This is a genomic window from Massilia pseudoviolaceinigra (assembly GCF_030846505.1).
GTDB classification, from domain to species: Bacteria; Pseudomonadota; Gammaproteobacteria; order Burkholderiales; family Burkholderiaceae_D; genus Telluria_A; species Telluria_A violaceinigra.
On the sequence record NZ_JAVCWL010000036.1, the window covers coordinates 47,926 to 68,521 of the forward strand.

Below are 20,596 nucleotides of genomic sequence, written 5' to 3' on the forward strand. Positions count from 1 at the left end.
AGGCGGGGCTACGTTGCAGAACAACGTGGAGACACTGGAAGGGCGACAGCGAAACGCTGCCAGCTCTCCTTTATAAAATGTTCATCGGAAAACTAAAGGAACGACAATGAAGCATTCGCAATCGAAGTACCCATCCTTTTTGAAATTTTGCGTCGCCGCCGTGATCACGGCCGGCCCGGTATTCGCACACGCCAGCGTGGGCGATCTGGACCTGACTGCCAAGTCCCAGCCTGTCTCCACGACCACCGACCGCATGATCGTCAAGTACAAGAGCAGCGGCCCGGTCGTGCCGGGTGCCGCCCTCATGGCAGGCGCAAGCCAGGCGCGCCTGGCTGTGGTCCAGCGTTCCGGCCAGCAGTTCGGCCTGACCATGAAGGCGCTGCACACCACCGCCAACGGCGCCCAGATTCTCAAGCTCGACAAGAAAATGGACGTCAAGGACGTGGCAGCGATCGCCAAGGACTTGATGGAGCGCGATACCACCATCGAATACGCCGAGCCGGACCGCATGATGGAGCCGCTGTTCGCCCCGAACGATCCGATGTACTTCGAGCAGTGGCACTACGGTGACACCACCGGCGGCCTGCGCCTACCTGCGGCCTGGGATATCGCCACCGGCAGCGGCGTCGTGGTCGCCGTGATCGATACCGGCTTCCGTCCGCACGCCGACCTGGCCGGCCAGTTCCTGCCAGGCTACGACTTCGTCACCGACCTCGCCACCGCCAACGATGGCGATGGCCGCGACAGCGATGCCCGCGATCCGGGCAACGCCGTCGCCGCCGGCGAGTGCGGCGTCGGCAAGCCGCAGCGCAACTCGAACTGGCACGGCACTCACGTGGCCGGCACCATCGCCGCCAAGACCAACAACGGTCTCGGCGTCGCTGGCGTGGCATTCAATGCCAAGGTCCTGCCGCTGCGCGTACTGGGCAAATGCGGCGGCTACACCTCCGACATCGCCGATGCCATCACCTGGGCATCGGGCGGCGCCGTTTCCGGCGTGCCGGCCAATGCCAACAAGGCGAAAGTGCTCAACCTGTCGCTCGGCGGCCCCGGCGCTTGCGACACCACGACCCAGGACGCCATCAACGCCGCCCGTTCGCGCGGCAGCGTGGTGATCGTCGCGGCAGGTAACTCCAACACGAACGTGAGTGGCTTCAGCCCGGCGAATTGCTCGGGGGTGATAGCGATTGCCGCAACCAAGAAAGATGGCGGCCGCGCTTCGTACTCGAACTACGGTAGCCTGATCGACGTGGCGGCCCCTGGTGGCGACACCGGCGGCCTAATCCTCTCGACCCTGAATGCCGGCACCAACGCGCCAGGCGCCGACAGCTACGCCAACTCGGCCGGCACCTCGATGGCGGCCCCGCACGTTGCCGGTGTTGCCGCGCTGATGCTGTCGAAAAATTCGGCCCTCACGCCGGATGACATCGAAGCCAAGCTGAAGTCGACCGTCCGCACCTTCCCGGCCCCCTGCACCAGCTGCGGCACGGGTATCGTCGATGCGCTCGCTGCCGTCAAATCGGTTACCGGTGATACCACGCCGCCAGCCGGCACGACCATCAACGAAACGGAAACCAACAACGCACACACGTCGGCCAATGCGGTGACGGTCAGCGGCACGGTGGTCAAAGGCAATATGGGTACGGATACCGACTCCGACTACTTCGCTGTTCAACTGCCAGCTGGCAAAACGCTGACGGCAACAATGACCATCGGCAGCAGCAGCGCCGACTACGATCTGTATGCCTACAGCAGCAACGGCACGACGGAGGTGGCAATGAGTGAAAACGGCGCCGGCGTGGCCGACAGCCTGAGCACCACCAACACCGGTACCACCACCACCACCCGTTATGTGCGCGTGAAGTACTACAGCGGCGGCATAGGCGCAAGCAGCGGCGCCTACTCGCTGAAACTGTCGTGGTAATGTAAGTTCATGCGGCGGCTTGGCCGCTGCATAAAAAAGGGGACGACTGGCTTGCCACTCGTCCCCTTTTTTATGTGCGCCCAGCATGGGCGCACTCTTGTGGGTGAAAGTCCCGCCGCGAGCTGACCACAGTGGGCGAAGTGAAGCGCAACTGCACGAGGGTGACCGAGTGTGGAAACGTGCCGCATGCGGCACGGCACGGAGCGAAACTGCGAGCCGATGGACAAGAATCGGATAAAAGGCGCTGCCGGGCAGGGCGAACGGGCATAAAACCGTGAAGCTCTTGTGGTCAAGGCGAAGCAGCGTAAATCCGGCGGTTGCGCAGGGAAGGAGTGCGTTCTTACCTGGGGAGATCTCGCCTCATGTCTGAAAGGACGACGGGGCAACCCGGAGCGAGAAGTCAGCAGAGGCGCCCCTATCCCGATCGCCCGCGAGCACGAATCTTGATGAGCTTCTGTCTGAAATATCTGATTAACAGCTAGGACGACGCTTAACTCTGCTAGGACAACTTCGTGCCCAAGCTGTCGGATCGAAGACCGGGGTGAAGTAGGCCGCCACCATGTCAGCATGTGGGACGCGGCGCCGAAATAGTGGATGAGCTCGTGTCTGCAATACCCGGTTTTTTTCCGGAAAAAGCGCTCCCATCATAGGGAATACAGAGGGAAAAAAAGCTTTGCCGCGCATGTTCGTCGCTTTTTTTTCATTTGCATATCGACACCGCGATTCCGTCAAAAAACCAGATCTTGTATATGCATCCACGCGAACTTTCAGCCGATTCCCACGGTCTACAGCATATTCACGGTAGCACAGGAAATTGTTCTGAATCATTCATCCCATCTGGTTGTTTTCCGGAAGTCGCAAGGTTCATTTCCTCTAAAAAACTGTTCATATTTAGACATTTTTCAATCAAATGTTCAGAAATAGACAGAAATGAACTGGTTTGCATTTGGAAAAAGGCAATAATTGCCAAATTTACTTTGCTTTAGGAAAAATTTTTGGCTTTTTGTGTTGCGAAACAGCCGAATCCTGTTGGAAATTTCCAAAATTGGTCATGAATCGCAGTAATGTACAACGCTCGCCGACAAAAGGCGGGGCTACGTTGCAGAACAACGTGGAGACACTGGAAGGGCGACAGCTAAACGCAGCCACCTCTCCTTTATAAAATGTTCATCGGAAAACTTAAGGAACGACAATGAAGCATTCGCAATCGAAGTACCCATCCTTTTTGAAATTTTGTGTCGCCGCCGTGATCACGGCCGGCCCGGTATTCGCACACGCCAGCGTGGGCGATCTGGACATGAACGCAACGGTCCAGCCTGCTGCCACGACCACCGACCGCATGATCGTCAAATACAAGGCGACCGGCCCTGCCGTGCCGGGTGCCGCCCTCATGGCAGGCCCAAGCCAGGCGCGCCTGGCCATCGTTCAGCGTTCCGGCCAACAGTTCGGCCTGACCATGAAGGCGCTGCACACCACCGCCAACGGCGCCCAGATTCTCAAGCTCGACAAAAAAATGGACGTGAAGGACGTGGCAGCCATCGCCAAGGACTTGATGGAGCGCGATACCAGCATCGAATACGCTGAGCCGGACCGCATCATGCACCCGCTGTTCACCCCGAACGATCCGCGTTACTCGGAGCAGTGGCACTACGGTGACACCACCGGCGGCCTGCGCCTGCCGGCAGCCTGGGATATCGCCACCGGCACCGGCGTCGTCGTCGCTGTGCTCGATACCGGCTTCCGTCCGCACGCCGACCTGTCCGGCCAGTTCGTCGGCGGCTACGACTTCATCACCGACACCTTCATCTCCAACGACGGCAATGGCCGCGACAGTGATGCCAGCGATACGGGCGACGCCGTCGCCGCCGGCGAGTGCGGCAATGGCAAGCCGCTGCGGGCTCAGCCGTCGAGCTGGCACGGTACCCACGTGGCCGGCACCATCGCCGCCAAGACCAACAACGGTCTCGGCGTCGCCGGCGTGGCATTCAATTCCAAGGTCCTGCCACTGCGCGTGCTGGGCAAGTGCGGCGGCTACACCTCCGACATCGCCGACGCCATCACCTGGGCATCGGGCGGCAGCGTCGCCGGCGTGCCGGTCAATGCCAACAAGGCGAAAGTGATCAACATGTCGCTCGGCGGCGGTGGCGCTTGCGACTCCACGACCCAGAACGCCATCACCGGCGCCCGTTCGCGCGGCACCGTGGTGATCGTCGCCGCTGGTAACGACAATGTGAACGTGAGTGGATCGAGCCCGGCGAACTGCTCGGGCGTCATCGCGATCGCCGCAACCACGAAAGCCGGCGGCCGCGCTTCGTACTCGAACTACGGCACCCTGATCGACGTGGCGGCACCTGGTGGCGACACCGGCGGCCTGATCCTGTCGACCCTGAACGCCGGCACCGGTGCTCCAGGCGCCGACAACTACGCCAACTACGCCGGTACCTCGATGGCGACCCCGCACGTGGCCGGTGTTGCCGCGCTGATGCTGTCGAAAAATTCGGCCCTCACGCCAGATGAAATCGAAAGCAAGCTGAAGTCGACCGCACGCGCCTTCCCGGCAACCTGCAACAGCTGCGGCACGGGTATCGTCGATGCGCTGGCTGCCGTGAAGTCGGTCACCGGTGGCACCACGCCGCCAGCCGGCACCACCATCAATGAAACCGAGTCGAACAACGCGTACACGTCGGCCAATGCGGTGACGGTCAGCGGTACGCTGGTCAAGGGCAACATGGGTACGAGCACCGACTCCGACTACTTCGCTGTTCAACTGCCAGCTGGCAAAACGCTGACGGCAACAATGACCATCGGCAGCACCACCGCCGACTACGATCTGTATGCCTACAACAGCACGGGCACGACGCAGGTGGCAATGAGTGAAAACGGCGCCGGCGTAGCCGACAGCCTGAGCACCACCAACACCGGTACCGCCACGCTCACCCGTTATGTGCGCGTGAAGTACTACAGCGGCGGCACGGGCGCAACCAGCGGCGCCTACTCGCTGAAACTGTCGTGGTAATGTAAGTTCATGCAGCGGCCTGGCCGCTGCATGAAAAAGGGGACGAGTGGCTTGCCACTCGTCCCCTTTTTTTATCGATCGTCGACGTTCCCTACTCGTAGGCGCCCAGCCGGCGCTGCTCCTCCGCTGAAAAATGCTGGTCGCGCACTTGCTGCAGCATCGCTTCCGGCACCGCGCCGAGGTTGGCCCGCTGCGCCAGATAAGTCTTGATGCGTCCCTTCCATGCGTTTTCTTCCCGATCAAGCTCGGCCAGCCGGCCGGCCGCATCCGGCGAAAACGCGGCCGCCCGCAGCCGGTACACCTCGTCGTCGCCGGCACCCTGCTCGCGCAGCTTCTGCACCGACGCTTCGGTCCGGATTACCTTGGTCGGCGCTTCGCGGTCTTCACGCAGCGTCGCTGGCATGCGCTTGTCGAGCGTTGCCAGCTGCAGCTCGCGCTGGGCCGGCGTCAGCGTGCCGTTCTGCTCGATGTCGAGCCGCGCCAGCGCGTCGGCATCGTAGGCGTCGCCGGCACCGAACAAGCCGGCCGCATCGCTGGCGCTGAAAAACTGCGGACGCAGGCGCTGCTTGAGTTCCAGCCGCGCACGCCCCGCCTTGGCCAGGTCGGCCAGCGGCACCAGCGACTTTTCCGCATCGGCCAGGGCCCGCTTGTAATCGAGATAGCTGGTCAGCAGGCGCTTGGCCTGGGCCGCCGGGCCGGGCGCCAGGCGGCGATCGAGCTCGCGCTCGATTTCGGCGCGGATGGCTTGCAAATCCTTCTCGCCGAGGCCGGCCAGATAGTAGTCGAACAGATGCCCCAGTTCGGCATCGACCACCAGCTGGCCTTCGGCGCTCTGGCGCACCTCGCCGTCCGGCCTGGTGCCTTCCATCGAGCGCACGAACGCGAACGGATCCGACTGCGGCGGCGCTGCCGCCACGGCGGCCACCTCCGGCTTCGGATAAGCGTAGTACAGCGCGCCGGCCACCAGGGCGCCGGCACCGAACCTTTTCCATTGCGTGCGTGCGGTCATGGCGGCCTCCTTACAGACCGAGCGCCTGCAGGCGGTTCGCTTGCTGACGGAACACGGTCACCGGGCTGGTTTCGAACAGGTTGACAATGCCGATGAACTGGTTCACTTCATCGAGGTGATTCATGGCGTAGTCGTCGCGGATCACGCGCCCCAGGCGGCTTGAGCAGCTGCTCACCAGCCCATCGTTCTTGCCGCCGAAAGCCAGGCCGGTGAGCGCCATGAACGGGTCGATCGCGTCGAACATATTGGTGTACGGCTTGGCGCCGCTCCACGAAAAGTAATACACGCCGTTGACATGGTTGGCGCCTTCGCCGCACGCGCTCGTCGGCACGCCCTGCGGATGACGTTTGTTAAAGGCGATCGAGCCGGCCGTGGTGAGCGAGTTGAGCGCGGCTTCGCCATCTTGCGGCAAGCCCGAGCGGCCCGACAGGAAGTCCATCATCGCGGCCACCGCGTTGGCCAGCGCATTGCCCACGTTGGGGGCGTTGCCGGTCAGGATGTCGGCAATCGCCGAACCCTTGTTCACGCCGGCCACCGAACTGACCGAGGCGACCAGGCTGGGCGCCACCGAGGCGACGTAGCGCACGGTCGGTCCGCCATGGCTGTGGCCGATCAGATTGACCTTGGCGGCGCCGGTGGCGGCCATGATCTGCCTCACTTGCGAGAGCAATTGTTCGCCGCGCACTTCGGTACTGTTCGCGCCCGAGACGGTGACGGTAAACACCTGTGCTCCGCCGCTGCGCAGCGCCGTGGGGATCTGGTAAAAGTATTCGATCGGCCCCAGTTTCTCAAAACCGAACAGGCCGTGCACGAGCACGATGGGGTATTTGGTTTGCGTGTAACCCGCGGCCAGGGCCTGGGTGGGAACGACGAGGATAGCGATGAGAAAAACGGACAGGCACTTCCAAAAGCGATTCTTCATGTTGTCTCCATAATGGTTTTTTGATTGAAGTCGATTACTGGAACTGGAGTTGCACAGTGCGAGCTGGGCATTCCTCCGGCTACCGGGCGACCACCCTTGCTTCCAGCTGTTGCAAGAGAAAAATACGAATTAGAGCGAGCGCTCGGTTTTTTTAATGTAGCACTGGCTTTCGGATAAAGCATCGCGCAGTGCAGCATCTGGAGGTGTTCTTTTGCCCATTGAATTGATGTGTCGTTTTAACGAGCTATAATCATTCCCGAAACCAACTCTAGCGGTAGATGCACATATGGAAACGCTGGTGTCCACCCGCTTCGACTTTGCCCAGTTTGAAAAGATGACGCCGCTCAACGGCGACACGATCTGGGCCTACATTGTTGACCACCACGCCGAGCGGATCGGCGTCAAGCGCCGCAAGCCGGCGCTGGAAAACATGGAAAAAATCTTCGGCGCCACCTTCCGCCTGGCCAACGAGGTCGGCTTTCGCGCGATGAGCTTGCGCGACCTGTGCCGCGAGACGGGCTTGTCGATGGGCGGGCTGTACGGCTACATCGAGAGCAAGGATCAACTGGCGGAAATGATCGAGGATGTGGTGCGGCATGCCAGCCAGGAATTGCCGCGCATGTTCCAGCATGTGCAGGCGCCGTTGGAGCGGCTCGAATCGCTGGTGCGGGCGACGATTTACCTGTCCGAGATTTTGCAGCCGTGGTTTTACTTCGTGTACATGGATTCGCGCGTGCTCAGTTTCGAGCAGCGCGGCATGGCGAAAAATTCGGAGTTGTCGATCCAGGCTGAAATTGCCGACATGATCAGCCAGCTCACGCCGGTGCCGTCCGGCAAGCCGGACTTGCTGGCGGCGCATATCGTGGCGATGTTCCAGGATTGGTATATCAAGCGCTGGAAGTACCGCGCGGCCAAGGTGCATGTGGATGATTTTGCGGATAGCACGCTGGCGATGATCCGCAGCCACTTGAGTTAGGCTCCCTCGACGGGCTAGCGGGAACGACGGGCTAGCGCGAGCGACGCGCGAGCGCGTCTCCCTGCGTCCTTCCAACTTGCAACAAATCCCATTTCAGTGAATACTGTATGCAATTACAGTAGTTGCCCTTATCCGGGCACACCAGCCCGCGTGAACGCCCCAGCCCGAAAAATCATCCATTGCGACTGCGACTGCTTCTACGCAGCCGTCGAAATGCGCGACAATCCCGCCCTGCGCGAGGTGCCGCTGGCCGTTGGCGGCCAGCCGGGCCAGCGCGGCGTGGTGGCCACATGCAACTACGAAGCGCGGCGCTACGGCATCCACTCGGCCATGGCCACCGCCCAGGCCCTCAAGCTGTGCCCCGACCTGGTGGTCATCCCGCCGGCCATGGAGAAATACCGCATCGCTTCGCGCCAGATCCTGGCCATCTACGGCGACTACACCGACCTGGTCGAGCCGCTCTCGCTCGACGAAGCCTATCTCGACGTTTCCGACTCGCCCCACTGCAAAGGCAGCGCGACCCTGATCGCGCAGGAAATCCGCAAGCGCATCTTCGATACCGTCGGCATCACCGCGTCGGCCGGCGTGGCGCCCAACAAGTTCGTGGCCAAGATCGCCAGCGACTGGAACAAGCCCGACGGCCTGTGGCTGGTGCGCCCGGACGAGGTCGACGCCTTTGTCGCCGCCTTGCCGGTCAAGAAACTGCATGGCGTCGGCAAGGTCACCGCCGCCAAGCTCAACAAGCTGGGCGTGCAAACCTGCGCCGACCTGCGCACGTGGACCTTGCTCGAACTGCAACACCACTTCGGCACGTTCGGCACGCGCCTCCACGATTTGTGCCGCGGCATCGACAACCGCGCCGTGTGCAACGAGCGCGAACGCAAGTCGGTCAGCGTCGAGGAAACCTACACGCCGGACGTGCCGGACCTGCCGGCCTGCATCGCCCTGCTGCCGGAACTGTTCGACAACCTCAACGCCCGCATTGCCCGTGCCGGGGCCCAGAAAAGCGTGCAAAAGCTGTTCGTTAAACTCAAATTCGCCGATTTTCACCAGACCACCGTGGAATGTGTTGGCACCGCGCCACACATGGGGCAATACGCCAAACTGATGGAAACCGGCTATGCGCGCGGCAAGCAGCCTGTGCGCCTGCTGGGCGTCGGGGTGCGCCTGGGCGAGGCCGAAAACCTCGAACAGTTAAGCCTGTTCGCCGATGCGGACGTGTAAAATGTCGTTCCCTTCGCACAGATGATTTGTCGCTGGGATGACGCAAGTCCTGCTTCCACGGTTGGAGCTGCCGGCGACCATAAAACCGTCTTTCCCGCGCAGGCGGGAATCCATAGCACTGCTGATCATCGGTGCTATGGCCCCCCGCCGGCGCGGGGGAGACGGCGCTTAAGTCAACGCCAGGCTCTCGTGGGCAGGCCGTTACGCAGGGAGTGAAAGCGGTTTGCCGCGACTTCCTGCTTCACCCCGCTGTAAATACTGACTCAAACAAGGTAAAGCACAATGTGGTTCAAGAATCTTCAGATTTACCGTCTTCCCGCACCGTGGGCCTTCACTCCTGAGCAACTCGAAGCGGCGCTGGCGCCCATGAGTTTTGTTCCGGCCACCAGTAACGAATTGCTGCGCCAGGGCTGGGATTCGCCGCGCAATAACGGCATGCTGGTTCACACCGTCAACAAGCAGATGCTGATTCTGCTGGGCACCGAAAAGAAGCTGCTGCCATCGTCGGTCATCAACCAGGTGGCCAAGGCCAAGGCGGCCGAGCTGGAAGAAGCCCAGGGCTTTGCACCGGGCAAGAAAGCCATGAAGGAACTCAAGGAGCGCGTGGCCGATGAACTGCTGCCGCGCGCCTTCAGCATCCGCAGCAACACCTTCACCTGGATCGATCCGGTCAACGGCTGGCTGGTGGTCGACGCCGCCAGCCCGGCCAAGGCCGACGAAGTCATCAAGCTGCTGCTCAAAGCGGTCGACCGCATGCCGCTGGAAAGCCTGCGCGTGCAGCGCTCGCCCGTGGCCGTGATGACGGCATGGCTGGAAACCGACGAAGCGCCGGTAGGCTTCACGATCGACCAGGATACCGAACTGCGCGCCACCGGCGAGAGCAAGGCGGCCGTGCGTTACGTGAAGCACGCGCTGGAAGTGGACGATATCCGCCGTCACATCGCGGCAGGCAAGCAGTGCACGCGCCTGGCGATGACGTGGGACGACAAGATTTCGTTCGTGCTGACCGAATCGCTGGCGATCAAGGGCATCAAGCCGCTCGACGTCATCAAGGAAAGCGACACGAGCACGCGCAATGATGAAGAGCGCTTCGACAACGACATGATGCTGATGACGGGCGAGCTGGCCAAGCTGATGGCCGAGCTGGTGGAAGCGCTGGGCGGGGAAGCGAAGGCGTAATGGGACGCGGACGGGCTGCCTCGGCGGGCCCGGTCCTGCCTGGTCCTCATACCGTGTGACCGTTTGCTGACGAGGCGTCATTCCCGCCAACGCCGGTTCTCAAGGCCAGTGGTAGTACGGTCTCGCTCCCGTTTTTTACAGCGGCTGAAACACCCCGGCCGCGCGATTCTTGGTTACGTTATCCCACGTAAAAATCTGCCCGTTCATCGCCACATACACACCCGGCGGCAAGATTTGCGCGGCGGCGCTAGCGCAGCCGAGGTTGAACAGCGCATCCGAATTCGCAATCTCGTACGGAATCATTGCGCCCGTCAACACAATGCTCTTGCCGAGCGCGGCGGCGCCGAGCACGGCGGCCATTTCCGGCATCGTATCGGTGCCATGCACGATCACAATCGCCTTCTCGGGCGCCGCCTGGCAGCTGGCCAGCACGCGCGCGCGGTCGGCGTCGTGCATGTCGAGCGAGTCGAGCAGGGGAAGCTGCTCCAGTTCAACTGGTACCGTCATGCGCGTGCGCGCCAGGACGGCAGGCAGATGGCTTTCCGCAAAGCCGAGCTTACCGGTCAGTTCATCATAATGTTTATCGAAGGTGCCGCCGGTGGCGATGATGCGCAAGCTCATAATGATCTGGAATTCGAAAGAAGAAGGTGCCGTATGATAACGTGTAGTGTCGGCGATGTCGAAGCGCGCAAACTGGCCAGCTCCACTTGCCAGTGCGTTAGAATTGTTGTCTGTGCATGAGTACATTCATTTTTTTGTCCACCAAGAAGCCATGAAAGCCCTTGCCCCAGGAACTGTTATTTTCCATCGCCATCGTGGCTATGGCGTCATCACGCACGTCAACCTGCTTACCGGCTGGATCTCCGCGCGCTTCGGCAGCGAAGCGCGCACACTCGACCTGAACCTGTCCACCGACGACGTGCAGCACGCCGATGGCGAAGCGATCCTGTTCCGGCGCGCTCCGCCCGACCGCATGCCGCACGCGCGCCTGATGGCCATGGTGCGTGCACTGCACCAGGCCGGCTACGAAAAACTGTATCTCTATTCCTGGCCCAAGCCATCGGGCCTGCACTGGCGCTGGCATTTGTTCACCGGCCAGCGCGACTGGATGCAGCGCCCCTGGCGCGAAGGCTGGTACGGCTCCGGCGCCGACTACAACGTCAACCCGGTGATGGGCTGGGGCGATTCGCCGGGCGCCACCACCGACGAACTGGTTACCGCGCTCGCGCGCTTCGACCCGCAAGGCCTGGCGCAGGCGCTCGGGCGCGACGAAGACCACACCGCGTGGTTCGAGGGCGCGTGCAAGATCCTGCTCCCCGGCTATATGTACAGCCTGAACATGGAGCGCCCCGGCGCCGGCGGCCTGCCGGAAGCCCCGCCCGTGCCGGTGGTACCCGTGCGCGCCAGTCTGCCGGCGTACGATGGCCCGGCGCTGGGTTGGCCGCCCGGCTGGGCAGGCCTGTGGACGCGCGCGCATGTCGTGCCGGCGCCGCCGATCGACATCACCGGCGAGCGCAGGCTGCGCGAACCGTCCTAACAGGGCAGGGGCCGGCAGCGCCCGCCCGCATCACGCTTTCTGCAATGCTTCCGGGTTTAAAATGTTAGATGGCGCGCCGTTCGCGAAGTTCAGCACATTCTCGAACGCAGCCTGGAAATACAGCTCGTAGCTATCCTTTTCCACGTAGCCGATATGGGGCGTAGCCAGCACCGTCGGAATGCGCAGCAGCGGCGCATCGGGCGCCAGCGGCTCGCTGGTGAACACGTCGATGGCCGCGTTGCCCGGACGTCCCAGGCGCAGCGCCGCTTCCAGTGCGTCGGTTGCGACCAGCTCGGCGCGGCTGGTATTGACGAACAGCGCGTCCGGCTTCATGCGCGCCAGGTCGTCGGCGGTGACGATGCCGCGGGTGCCGTCGGCCAGCCGCAAATGCAGGCTCAGCACGTCGGCGCGCTCGAACAAGGCTGCGCGGCTCGACGCCGCCTCGAAACCGTCCGCCACCGCCGCCGCGCGGCTGGCCTCGCCGCCCCAGACCAGCACCTTCATGCCGAAGGCCTTGCCGTAGCCCGCGATCATGCGGCCGATCTTGCCGTAGCTCCAGAGCGCCAGGGTGCGGCCCTTGAGCGTCCTGCCCAAGCCGTTGAGCAGCGGATTGACCGAGGCGGTCTGCCACTGACCTTCCTTTAAGTTGTTGGCGTAGGGCACGATCTTGCGGCTCGCCGCCATGATCAGGGCCCAGGTCAACTCGGCCGGGGCCACCGGCGAGCCGACCCCTTCGGCAATCGCTATGCCGCGCGCCGTGGCCGCCGCCACATCGACATGGCCGGCCAGCTTGCCGGTCTGCGAAATGAGCTTGAGGTTGGGCAGTTTTTGCAGCAATGCGGCCGGAAACACGGTGCGTTCGCGGATCAGAACCAGCGCATCGAAGGAGGCCAGGCGGATGCCCAGCTGCCCCGCGCCACGGGCCGAACTGTTGAAAACCTTGACCTCGTGGCCGTCGAGAAGTTTGAAACAGTCGAGCTGGCGGACGGCGTCCTGGTAATCGTCAAGAATAGCTATTTTCATGGGAGATGGCAGAAGTTAAATAAATCTTCGTAGGTAAATAACACGATCCAGAATATTCGAAATAGCCTACTACATTAGTCAACTATTATTCCTACATTTTTGATGTTAGAGCATTTAAAACAGGTAATAGCGGGTGTACAATCGCCCCCTAATTTCGGGATTTGACCCCTCCCCGGACCGTGTTTTGACCGCGTCCCGGACCGTCTCACGTCCCCGCACTACCGTTCCACCAACCTTGCCGTCATCGAGGTTGTCGACATGACCGCCGTATCGCCGAACCTTTCTTTGGGAATGGATTCTTGAGCGCAAGCTGAAACGCTGACGACGATCCTGCCGTGCCGGGACAAGAAAGAATTCTTATTGGCATTGGAGGTACTATGAATCAGCCCGTTATGGGTGGCGTTGCAACACTGAACGTCCCAGCTTACATCAAACATCAAAAGCTCATCAATTGGGTCAGCGAAATTGCTGCCCTGACGAAGCCGGCCCGCATCTACTGGTGCGACGGCTCGCAAGACGAGTACGACCGCCTGTGCGCCGAGATGGTGGCCGCCGGCACGATGAAAAAGCTGAACCCTGAAAAGCGCCCGAATTCCTATCTGGCATGTTCCGACCCGTCGGACGTGGCGCGCGTGGAAGACCGCACTTACATCTGCTCGGCAACCAAAGAGCAGGCCGGCCCGACCAACAACTGGATGGCTCCCGCGGAAATGCGCACCACCCTGAGCGGCCTGTTCGACGGCTGCATGGCCGGCCGCACCCTGTACGTGGTGCCGTTCTCGATGGGTCCGCTCGGTTCGCCGATCGCCCACATCGGCGTCGAGCTGTCCGACTCGCCTTACGTGGCGGTCAACATGCGCATCATGACGCGCATGGGCAAGGCCGTGTACGACGTGCTGGGCACCGACGGCGAGTTCGTCCCTTGCGTGCATACCGTCGGCGCACCGCTGTCGGCTGGCCAGAAAGACGTCGCATGGCCATGCAACCCGACCAAATACATCGTTCACTACCCTGAAACCCGCGAAATCTGGTCCTACGGTTCCGGCTACGGCGGCAACGCGCTGCTCGGCAAGAAGTGCTTCGCGCTGCGTATCGCCTCGAACATGGGCCACCAGGAAGCCCAGGCCGGCGGCACCGGCTGGCTGGCCGAACACATGCTGATCCTCGGCGTCGAATCGCCCGAAGGCAAGAAGCACTACGTTGCAGCCGCTTTCCCCTCGGCCTGCGGCAAGACCAACTTCGCCATGCTGATTCCACCAGCGAGCTTCGGCGGCTGGAAAGTGACCACCATCGGCGACGACATCGCCTGGATCAAGCCGGGCGCCGATGGCCGCCTGTACGCGATCAATCCGGAAGCCGGCTACTTCGGCGTGGCGCCGGGCACCAACACCCGCACCAACTCGAACTGCATGGCCTCGATGAACGAGAACACCATCTTCACCAACGTCGCGCTGACCGACGATGGCGACGTCTGGTGGGAAGGCCTGACCAAGGAAGCGCCGTCGCACCTGATCGACTGGCAGGGCAAGGACTGGACCCCGGCGTCCGGCACCAAGGCCGCGCATCCGAACGCGCGCTTCACGGTGGCCGCGACCCAGAACCCGGTCATCGACCAGGCGTGGGACGATCCTGCAGGCGTGCCGATTTCGGCCTTCATCTTCGGTGGCCGCCGTTCGACCACCGTGCCGCTGGTGACCGAAGCGCGCAACTGGGTTGAAGGCGTGTACATGGCCGCGACCATGGGTTCGGAAACCACCGCTGCCGCCGCCGGCCAGATGGGCATCGTGCGCCGCGATCCGTTCGCGATGCTGCCGTTCATCGGCTACAACATGAGCGACTACTTCCAGCACTGGCTCAACATGGGCAAGAAGATCGAAGCCATGAACCCGGCCGCACTGCCGAAGATCTACTGCGTGAACTGGTTCCGTACCGACGCCGAAGGCAAGTTCGTCTGGCCTGGCTTCGGCGACAACATGCGCGTGCTGAAGTGGATGCTGGAACGCATCGAAGGCAAGGCGGGCGGCACCGAGAACATGTTCGGCACCACCCCGAACTTCGGCGATCTGAACTGGGACGGCATCGACTTCACGCAAGAGCAGTTCGATACCATCACCTCGATCGACAAGGACGCCTTCAACGAAGAGCTCAAGCTGCACAATGAGCTGTTCGAGAAGCTGGCCTATCACCTGCCGCAAGAATTGGTGGAGACCAAAGCCACGCTCGAGAAGCGCCTGGCTGCATAAGCCGGCGTCGACCGGATGGAAAAAGCGCGTCTTCGGACGCGCTTTTTTTTCGCCCGCCCGCTTCCCGTGGCCATCGTGCTACAGCGGCTGCTTATTTATCTTATAATTTTCCCGTTATCAATCCCGGAGCCGAGGCGCCCGACATCGCCGGCCCGTCGCCCGGAGTCCGCCCGCATGGCAGCACCGCCCCAGTACCTGAAACCGACTCCCGCCTGGGAAGAACACGAAAAACCCACCATGCCGGGTTCGGCGTCGATGCCCTGGCATCCGCCCCACATCCGCTTTGCCTATGCCTGCGTGGCGCTGCTGGTCGGCATTACCGGCGGCCTGGGCAATGCGCTGGTCTCGGCCAACCTGCCGGCCATCCAGGGCACCCTGGGCCTGACTGCGGCCGAAGCAGCCTGGCTGCCGGCCGCCTACATCATGGTCAACGTCACGTCGAACCTGATGGTGTTCAAGTTCCGCCAGCAGTTCGGCCTGCGCCTGTTCGCCGAGATCGGCCTGTCGCTGTACGCTTTCGTCACCCTGCTGCACCTGCTGGTGGGCGGCTTCGAGACGGCCGTCCTGGTGCGCGCCGTCAGCGGCCTGGCCGGCGCCACCACCAGCACCCTGGCCATGCTCTACATGCTGCAGGCCGCGCCCAAACAATACACCGGCAAGATGCTGGTGCTCGGGGTGGGCATCGCCCAGATCGCGACACCCTTGGCCTGGCTGATGTCGCCGGCCTTGCTCGACATGGGCCAGTGGCACAACCTGTACCTGTTCGAGGCCGGCCTGGCGCTATGTTCGCTCGCTGCCGTGGTGGTGCTCAAGCTGCCGCCCGGGATTCACATCAAGGTGATCGAGCCGCTCGATTTCGTCACCTTCGCGCTGGTGGCGCCGGCGGTGGCGATGATCGTCGCCGTGCTGGCCCAGGGCTTCACGCGCTGGTGGTTCGACACGCCCTGGCTGGCGTACCTGCTGATCGCCGCCGTGGTGCTGATGACGATCGCGCTGTTCATCGAGCACCACCGCGCCAATCCGCTGATCCAGACGCGCTGGCTGATGATGGGGCCCACCATCCGCTTCATGATCGGCGCCTTCCTGATCCGCTTTCTGACGTCCGAGCAGACCTACGGCGCGGTCGGCCTGCTGCGCACCCTCGGCATGGGGCCGGACCAGATGCAGCCGCTGTTCGCCGTCATCCTGGCCGGGACCATCTGCGGCATGGTCGCCAGCGCGGTCACCTTCAGCCCGAAGACCGTGATCCCGCAAATCCTGTTCTCGATCGTGCTGTTCGGCGTAGCCGCCTGGCTCGATTACGGCCGCACCAGCCTTGACCGCCCACACGATTTTTTCGTCAGCCAGTTTCTGGTGGCGGTAGGCGCAGGCATGTTCATGGGACCGATGGTCATGATCGGCATCATGCAGGCGCTCAAATTCGGCGCCGACCATGTGGTCACCTTCGTCGTCATGCTGGCGATGACGCAGAGCCTGGGCGGTTTCGCCGGCGCAGCCGCGCTCAGTACCTACCAGCTGCACCGCGAGCATGTGCACTCGACCCAGATCGTGGCCCAGCTCAATCCGGCCGATCCGGTCGTCGCCCAGCGACTGCGCCTGCAGCAGCAGATCTACCAGGGCGTGAACACCGATCCCGCCCTGCGCGCCGCCCAGGGCGTGGGGCAACTGGCCCAGATCAGCCGGCGCGAGGCCAACGTCCTCGCATTTAACGATGTCTTTGCCCTGAGCGGCGTGGTCGCCATCCTGTTCCTCGGCTGGTCGCTGATCATCGCCGTGCGTCTTGCGCGCCGGCAGAAGCGCGAAGCAGCAGCCTTACTTAACCAGGCGCCCGCGGGCGCCCCTGCCAGATAAACCATGACCAATCCACTTCCTCCTTCGCGCAGCGAACTCTCTCCCGACGAGGCCAACCCGCCGGTGCCGGGCGACTCCAGCAATACCGCAGCCCCGGTTCCGCCAGCGGCCGCGCCGGTGACGCCCGCGGCACCCGAGACGCCGCCCAAGTACATCAAGCCCAAGCTGTGGACCGTGGTGCTGATGGCCGTCGTCGCGCTGATCGGCATCGTGCTGATCATGTGGGCGTGGCGCCTCGGCCCATTCAACAGCACCCTGGTCCAGACCGACAACGGCTACGTGCGCGGGCAGATCACGGTGCTCGCACCGCAGGTCAATGGCTATGTGGCCGAAGTGCTGGTCAAGGACTTCCAGTTCGTCAAGGCTGGCCAGCCGCTGCTGCGCATCGACGACCGTATCTACAAGGCGCGCGTGGAACAAGCCGAGGCCCAGCGCGACGGCGCGCTCGCGGCGTTGGAGAACTTCACCCAGACCCAGGCCCAGAACCGCGCCCGTGGCGGCGCCGCGCGCGCCACGCTGGTGGCGGTGCAGGCCGAGCGCAATCGCGCCGCGGCCGAACTGGGACGGGTCGAGGAACTGGCGGCCAAGGGATCGGTATCGCTCAATGAGCGCGACCGCGTGCGCATGACGACCAAGCTGGCCGGCGCCAATGTACTCAAGGCCAAGGCCGATATCGCCATTGCCGAAGAAACCGTCAAGGCCACCACGGTCTCGCGCGGTGGCCTGGAGGCGCAGGTCAAGACGGCCGAAGCGCAGCTGGCACTGGCGAAAATCGACTTGTCCAACACGCTCGTCAAGGCCCCGCGCGACGGCCAGGTGAGCGAAGCGTCAGTGCGTTTGGGCCAGTACGTCACGGCCGGATCGCAGCTGCTGTTCCTGGTCCCCGACACCATGTGGATCGTGGCGAACTTCAAGGAAAACCAGACCTGGAAAATGCGCATCGGCCAGCGTGCCACGTTCACCGTGGACGCCTTCAACGGCGCCGCATTGAGCGGGCATATTGAACAGATCGCGCCGGCCACCGGCTCGGAATTTTCCGTGCTGCGCGCCGATAACGCCAGCGGCAATTTCACCAAGGTGGTCCAGCGCCTGCCGGTGCGCATTGCCATCGATCCCAAGCAGGAGCTGGCACGGCGCCTGCGGCCCGGCATGTCGGTGATCGTCAAGGTCGATACCGTCGGCGCGGCGGAGCAGCAGCCGTGAGGCGGCGCCTCGTCCTGGTTGCGGGCGTCGCCTGCGGCCTGAGTGCCTGCATGCCGGCCCTGCGTCCGGCGCCGCCGCTCGCGAAAGTCACGCCGCCCGAGGCCTGGCGCGATGGCCCGGCCGGGCAGGCCACGGTGGATGCGCAATGGTGGCGCGCCTTTGGCGACCCGACCCTGACGAAGCTGGTGGAAGCGGCGCTCGCGCACAACACCAGCGTGCTGGCAGCGCTGGCCCGGGTCGACCAGGCGCGCGCGCTCGTGACCGTGGCCGATTCGGCGCGCCTGCCGGCCATCAATGCGGTGCTGGGCGGCGCTGCCGCGCGCACGCCGGCCGGCGCGGGGATGGTCAATTCGCGCTCGCTGCAGCCGGAATTGCAAGCCAGCTGGGAGCTCGACCTGTTCGGCCGCCTGCGCGACCAGTCGCGCGCGGCCTCGCTGCAGTACCAGGCCAGCCAGGCCGAACGCGATGGCGTGGCGCTGTCGGTGGCGGCCAGCACGGCGCAGGCCTACGTGGGTTTACTGGTGCTGGACGCCCAGCTGCGGATCACCAAAGCGACTGCCGCCTCGCGCGCCGAAGCGCTGCGCCTTGCGTCGGACCAGGCGCGCGTGGGCTACACCTCGCAGCTGCAGCTGACGCAGGCGCAGGCCGAAAACGAATCGGTGCTGCAAGCCATTCCCGAACTGGAGCTGGCCATCCGCCGCCAGGAGAACAGCCTGCGCGTGCTGACGGGTGAACTGCCCGGCGAGGTGCTGCGCGAACGGCGCTTCCAGGATTTGCCGGTGCTGCCGGTGCCGGCCGCGCTGCCATCAAGCCTGCTGGCGCGCCGGCCCGACGTGGCGCAGGGCCAGTTGCTGCTGGCTGCGAGCGACGTCAACCTGGCGGTGCGGCGCGCCGATTTTCTGCCGCACGTGACCATCAGCGCCAAGTTCGGCAGCCTGCTCACCAACGGGCGCGATTACGATCCGCTGACCTTGTGGAGTTTGGGCGGTAGCGTGCTGGAGCCCGTGTTTTCAAGCGGGCGATTGAGCGCGCAGGTCGACGTGGCCACGGCGCAGCGCGACCAGGCGGCGTTTGCCTATCGCGGCGTGGTGCTGACAGCCTTCAGCGAAGTGGAAAATGCCCTTGCCGGCGTAACGCGCCTGCAAACGCAGATGGAGCATGCCCAAAAGCGGCGCGACATCCTGGCGCGCACCCTGGACTTTGCGAAGGACCGCTACCAGGCCGGTTATGCCTCGTATCTGGAAGTGCTCGACGCGCAGCGCAACCTGTACCAGACCGAGCTCAACGCGGTGACGCTGCGCCAGAACCAGGCGAACAATATGGTGGCGCTGTACCGCGCGCTGGGCGGCGGCTGGAGCGCGGGGGCGCAGTAACACGCTTGCGCAGCCAGTACGGCACGCGTGGCGCATGCCTGATGTAGCGCACACCCGGGGCGGGGACGGTCGCTAGAATGCCCCATGCCCGCCTTTAACGACCTCGGATACCGTTCGCTGTTCGCCCACCCGGAACTGGTGCGCGATCTGGTCACGCACTTTACACCCTTCAAATTGTTCCGGAATGTGGCGCTGTTCTCATTCGAACGCGTCGATCCCGTGTACGTGAGCGAGCGCCTGGCGGCGCGCCAGAGCGACATGGTCTGGCGCGTGCGGATCGGCCAGCATGTTTTGTATGTGTATATCCTGCTCGAATTCCAGTCTGGCGTGGATCGCTGGATGGCGCTGCGCATGCAGAGCTACGTCGGCCTGCTGTGCCAAGACCTTGTCAAGCGGCATGCATTGTCGTCGGCTTTACTGTTGCCGCCGGTGTTGCCGGTAGTGGTTTATAACGGCGCCCCGCGCTGGAGCGCCAGCCTGGACCTGGCCGCGCTGCTCATGCAGGCGCCCGCCGAACTGGCGCCGTTCCAGCCATCCCAGCGTTACCTGCTGATCGACCAGCAGCGCCTGGACAGGGCGGCGCTGGAAGCGAATGCCACCCTGCTGGCGCTGCTGTTTCGGATGGAACTTTCGAGCGCCTCCGAGGTCCGAGACAATGTCTTGCCCGCGCTGCTCACCTGGTTCGACGACGCACCCCAGGAAAGCCTGCGGCTCTCGGTCGCGCAGTGGATAAAGCACCTGGCGCAACGGCGCGCGAACCCGGAATCGTTCGCGTTTGACAGTGTGGAAGGGGTGGCTGATATGGAACGTAAATTTGAAACCTGGGCCGAAGAGTTCGAAGATATCGGCTTTCAGAAAGGACTCGCGCTGGCAGAAAAAGCCAGGATGGAAGGGGCAGCGGAAGGGCAGGTTACCGCGTTGCGTGCCATGCTCGGCAGCCTGTTGCACAAGCGTTTCGGCGCACTTCCGCAGACGGCAACGCTACGCATCGGCCAGGCCACGCAGGCCGACCTGGAACAGTGGTTTGAACGCGGCCTGGACGCGCCCAGTCTGGCGGCGGTGTTCGGCGACGACTCCGAGGCCGCCCGCCCTGCGTGACCGGCCGGAATACTGAGC

16 protein-coding genes are annotated in these 20,596 nt (G+C 63.3%); 11 read left to right on the plus strand and 5 right to left on the minus strand.

Features of this window, described 5'->3' with window-relative positions:
• Positions 1-106: 106 nt before the first annotated feature.
• Positions 107-1,924, plus strand: a complete 1,818-nt coding sequence (locus tag RBA40_RS27535) for a S8 family serine peptidase (protein WP_306651561.1) — start codon at positions 107-109, stop codon at positions 1,922-1,924.
• A 796-nt stretch (positions 1,925-2,720) separates the two neighbouring features.
• On the opposite strand, the gene RBA40_RS27540 is transcribed toward RBA40_RS27535, so the two are convergent.
• Positions 2,721-2,894: a hypothetical protein gene (locus RBA40_RS27540; RefSeq protein ID WP_306651563.1), complete on the minus strand. Its 174-nt coding sequence runs from the start codon at positions 2,892-2,894 to the stop codon at positions 2,721-2,723.
• A gap of 222 nt (positions 2,895-3,116) precedes the next feature.
• Between RBA40_RS27540 and RBA40_RS27545 the strand changes: the two genes are divergently transcribed.
• Positions 3,117-4,940, plus strand: coding sequence for a S8 family serine peptidase (locus RBA40_RS27545; RefSeq protein WP_306651565.1), 1,824 nt, complete (start codon positions 3,117-3,119; stop codon positions 4,938-4,940).
• A gap of 91 nt (positions 4,941-5,031) precedes the next feature.
• Here RBA40_RS27545 and RBA40_RS27550 read toward each other — a convergent pair whose 3' ends face one another.
• Both RBA40_RS27550 and RBA40_RS27555 read right to left on the minus strand, forming a co-directional pair.
• Positions 5,032-5,949: a lipase secretion chaperone gene (locus RBA40_RS27550; RefSeq protein ID WP_306651567.1), complete on the minus strand. Its 918-nt coding sequence runs from the start codon at positions 5,947-5,949 to the stop codon at positions 5,032-5,034.
• 10 nt (positions 5,950-5,959) lie between these two features.
• Positions 5,960-6,871, minus strand: coding sequence for a lipase family alpha/beta hydrolase (locus tag RBA40_RS27555; RefSeq protein ID WP_306651569.1), 912 nt, complete (start codon positions 6,869-6,871; stop codon positions 5,960-5,962).
• Between the two features lie 298 nt (positions 6,872-7,169).
• On the opposite strand from RBA40_RS27555, the gene RBA40_RS27560 reads away from it, so the two are divergent.
• The 3 genes from RBA40_RS27560 to RBA40_RS27570 all read left to right on the plus strand — a co-directional run bounded on the left by RBA40_RS27560 (position 7,170) and on the right by RBA40_RS27570 (position 10,250).
• On the plus strand, positions 7,170-7,847 hold the full coding sequence (locus tag RBA40_RS27560; protein ID WP_306651570.1) for a TetR/AcrR family transcriptional regulator: 678 nt from the start codon (positions 7,170-7,172) through the stop codon (positions 7,845-7,847).
• Positions 7,848-7,997: 150 nt separating this feature from the next.
• The gene (gene dinB, locus RBA40_RS27565; protein ID WP_306651572.1) at positions 7,998-9,071 is read left to right on the plus strand and encodes a DNA polymerase IV; all 1,074 of its coding nucleotides are present in this window, start codon (positions 7,998-8,000) and stop codon (positions 9,069-9,071) included.
• A 282-nt stretch (positions 9,072-9,353) separates the two neighbouring features.
• A complete protein-coding gene (locus RBA40_RS27570; RefSeq protein ID WP_306651574.1) occupies positions 9,354-10,250 on the plus strand; it encodes a recombination-associated protein RdgC in 897 nt (298 codons plus the stop codon).
• Between the two features lie 135 nt (positions 10,251-10,385).
• On the opposite strand, the gene RBA40_RS27575 is transcribed toward RBA40_RS27570, so the two are convergent.
• Entirely contained in the window at positions 10,386-10,871 is a 486-nt protein-coding gene (locus RBA40_RS27575) for an asparaginase domain-containing protein (protein WP_306651576.1), read from the minus strand.
• 151 nt (positions 10,872-11,022) lie between these two features.
• Between RBA40_RS27575 and RBA40_RS27580 the strand changes: the two genes are divergently transcribed.
• Complete coding sequence (locus RBA40_RS27580; RefSeq protein ID WP_306651577.1) at positions 11,023-11,787, plus strand: L-asparaginase; 765 nt, start codon at positions 11,023-11,025, stop codon at positions 11,785-11,787.
• A gap of 30 nt (positions 11,788-11,817) precedes the next feature.
• On the opposite strand, the gene RBA40_RS27585 is transcribed toward RBA40_RS27580, so the two are convergent.
• A complete protein-coding gene (locus RBA40_RS27585) occupies positions 11,818-12,810 on the minus strand; it encodes a D-2-hydroxyacid dehydrogenase family protein (RefSeq protein WP_306651579.1) in 993 nt (330 codons plus the stop codon).
• Positions 12,811-13,187: 377 nt separating this feature from the next.
• Between RBA40_RS27585 and RBA40_RS27590 the strand changes: the two genes are divergently transcribed.
• The 5 genes from RBA40_RS27590 (at position 13,188) to RBA40_RS27610 (ending at position 20,578) form a co-directional block, all read left to right on the plus strand.
• Positions 13,188-15,053 (plus strand): phosphoenolpyruvate carboxykinase (GTP), encoded by a 1,866-nt coding sequence (locus RBA40_RS27590; RefSeq protein WP_306651580.1) that lies wholly within the window; start codon positions 13,188-13,190, stop codon positions 15,051-15,053.
• A 174-nt stretch (positions 15,054-15,227) separates the two neighbouring features.
• Positions 15,228-16,904, plus strand: coding sequence for an MFS transporter (locus RBA40_RS27595; RefSeq protein WP_306651582.1), 1,677 nt, complete (start codon positions 15,228-15,230; stop codon positions 16,902-16,904).
• Positions 16,905-16,907: 3 nt separating this feature from the next.
• Positions 16,908-18,107, plus strand: a complete 1,200-nt coding sequence (locus RBA40_RS27600) for an HlyD family secretion protein (protein WP_306651584.1) — start codon at positions 16,908-16,910, stop codon at positions 18,105-18,107.
• Positions 18,104-19,480 (plus strand): efflux transporter outer membrane subunit, encoded by a 1,377-nt coding sequence (locus RBA40_RS27605; RefSeq protein WP_306651586.1) that lies wholly within the window; start codon positions 18,104-18,106, stop codon positions 19,478-19,480. The genes RBA40_RS27600 and RBA40_RS27605 overlap by 4 nt, the downstream gene beginning before the upstream one ends.
• Before the next feature lie 84 nt (positions 19,481-19,564).
• Complete coding sequence (locus tag RBA40_RS27610; RefSeq protein WP_306651588.1) at positions 19,565-20,578, plus strand: Rpn family recombination-promoting nuclease/putative transposase; 1,014 nt, start codon at positions 19,565-19,567, stop codon at positions 20,576-20,578.
• Positions 20,579-20,596: the final 18 nt, after the last annotated feature.

What these genes read in the sequence shown, in the direction of transcription:
- RBA40_RS27535 (WP_306651561.1), top strand. Translation starts at nt 107, where the DNA reads ATGAAGCATTCGCAATCGAAGTACCCATCCTTTTTGAAATTTTGCGTC.
- RBA40_RS27545 (WP_306651565.1), top strand. Translation starts at nt 3,117, where the DNA reads ATGAAGCATTCGCAATCGAAGTACCCATCCTTTTTGAAATTTTGTGTC.
- RBA40_RS27550 (WP_306651567.1), bottom strand. Translation starts at nt 5,949, where the DNA reads ATGACCGCACGCACGCAATGGAAAAGGTTCGGTGCCGGCGCCCTGGTG.
- RBA40_RS27555 (WP_306651569.1), bottom strand. Translation starts at nt 6,871, where the DNA reads ATGAAGAATCGCTTTTGGAAGTGCCTGTCCGTTTTTCTCATCGCTATC.
- RBA40_RS27570 (WP_306651574.1), top strand. Translation starts at nt 9,354, where the DNA reads ATGTGGTTCAAGAATCTTCAGATTTACCGTCTTCCCGCACCGTGGGCC.
- RBA40_RS27575 (WP_306651576.1), bottom strand. Translation starts at nt 10,871, where the DNA reads ATGAGCTTGCGCATCATCGCCACCGGCGGCACCTTCGATAAACATTAT.
- RBA40_RS27580 (WP_306651577.1), top strand. Translation starts at nt 11,023, where the DNA reads ATGAAAGCCCTTGCCCCAGGAACTGTTATTTTCCATCGCCATCGTGGC.
- RBA40_RS27585 (WP_306651579.1), bottom strand. Translation starts at nt 12,810, where the DNA reads ATGAAAATAGCTATTCTTGACGATTACCAGGACGCCGTCCGCCAGCTC.
- RBA40_RS27590 (WP_306651580.1), top strand. Translation starts at nt 13,188, where the DNA reads ATGAATCAGCCCGTTATGGGTGGCGTTGCAACACTGAACGTCCCAGCT.
- RBA40_RS27595 (WP_306651582.1), top strand. Translation starts at nt 15,228, where the DNA reads ATGGCAGCACCGCCCCAGTACCTGAAACCGACTCCCGCCTGGGAAGAA.
- RBA40_RS27600 (WP_306651584.1), top strand. Translation starts at nt 16,908, where the DNA reads ATGACCAATCCACTTCCTCCTTCGCGCAGCGAACTCTCTCCCGACGAG.
- RBA40_RS27610 (WP_306651588.1), top strand. Translation starts at nt 19,565, where the DNA reads ATGCCCGCCTTTAACGACCTCGGATACCGTTCGCTGTTCGCCCACCCG.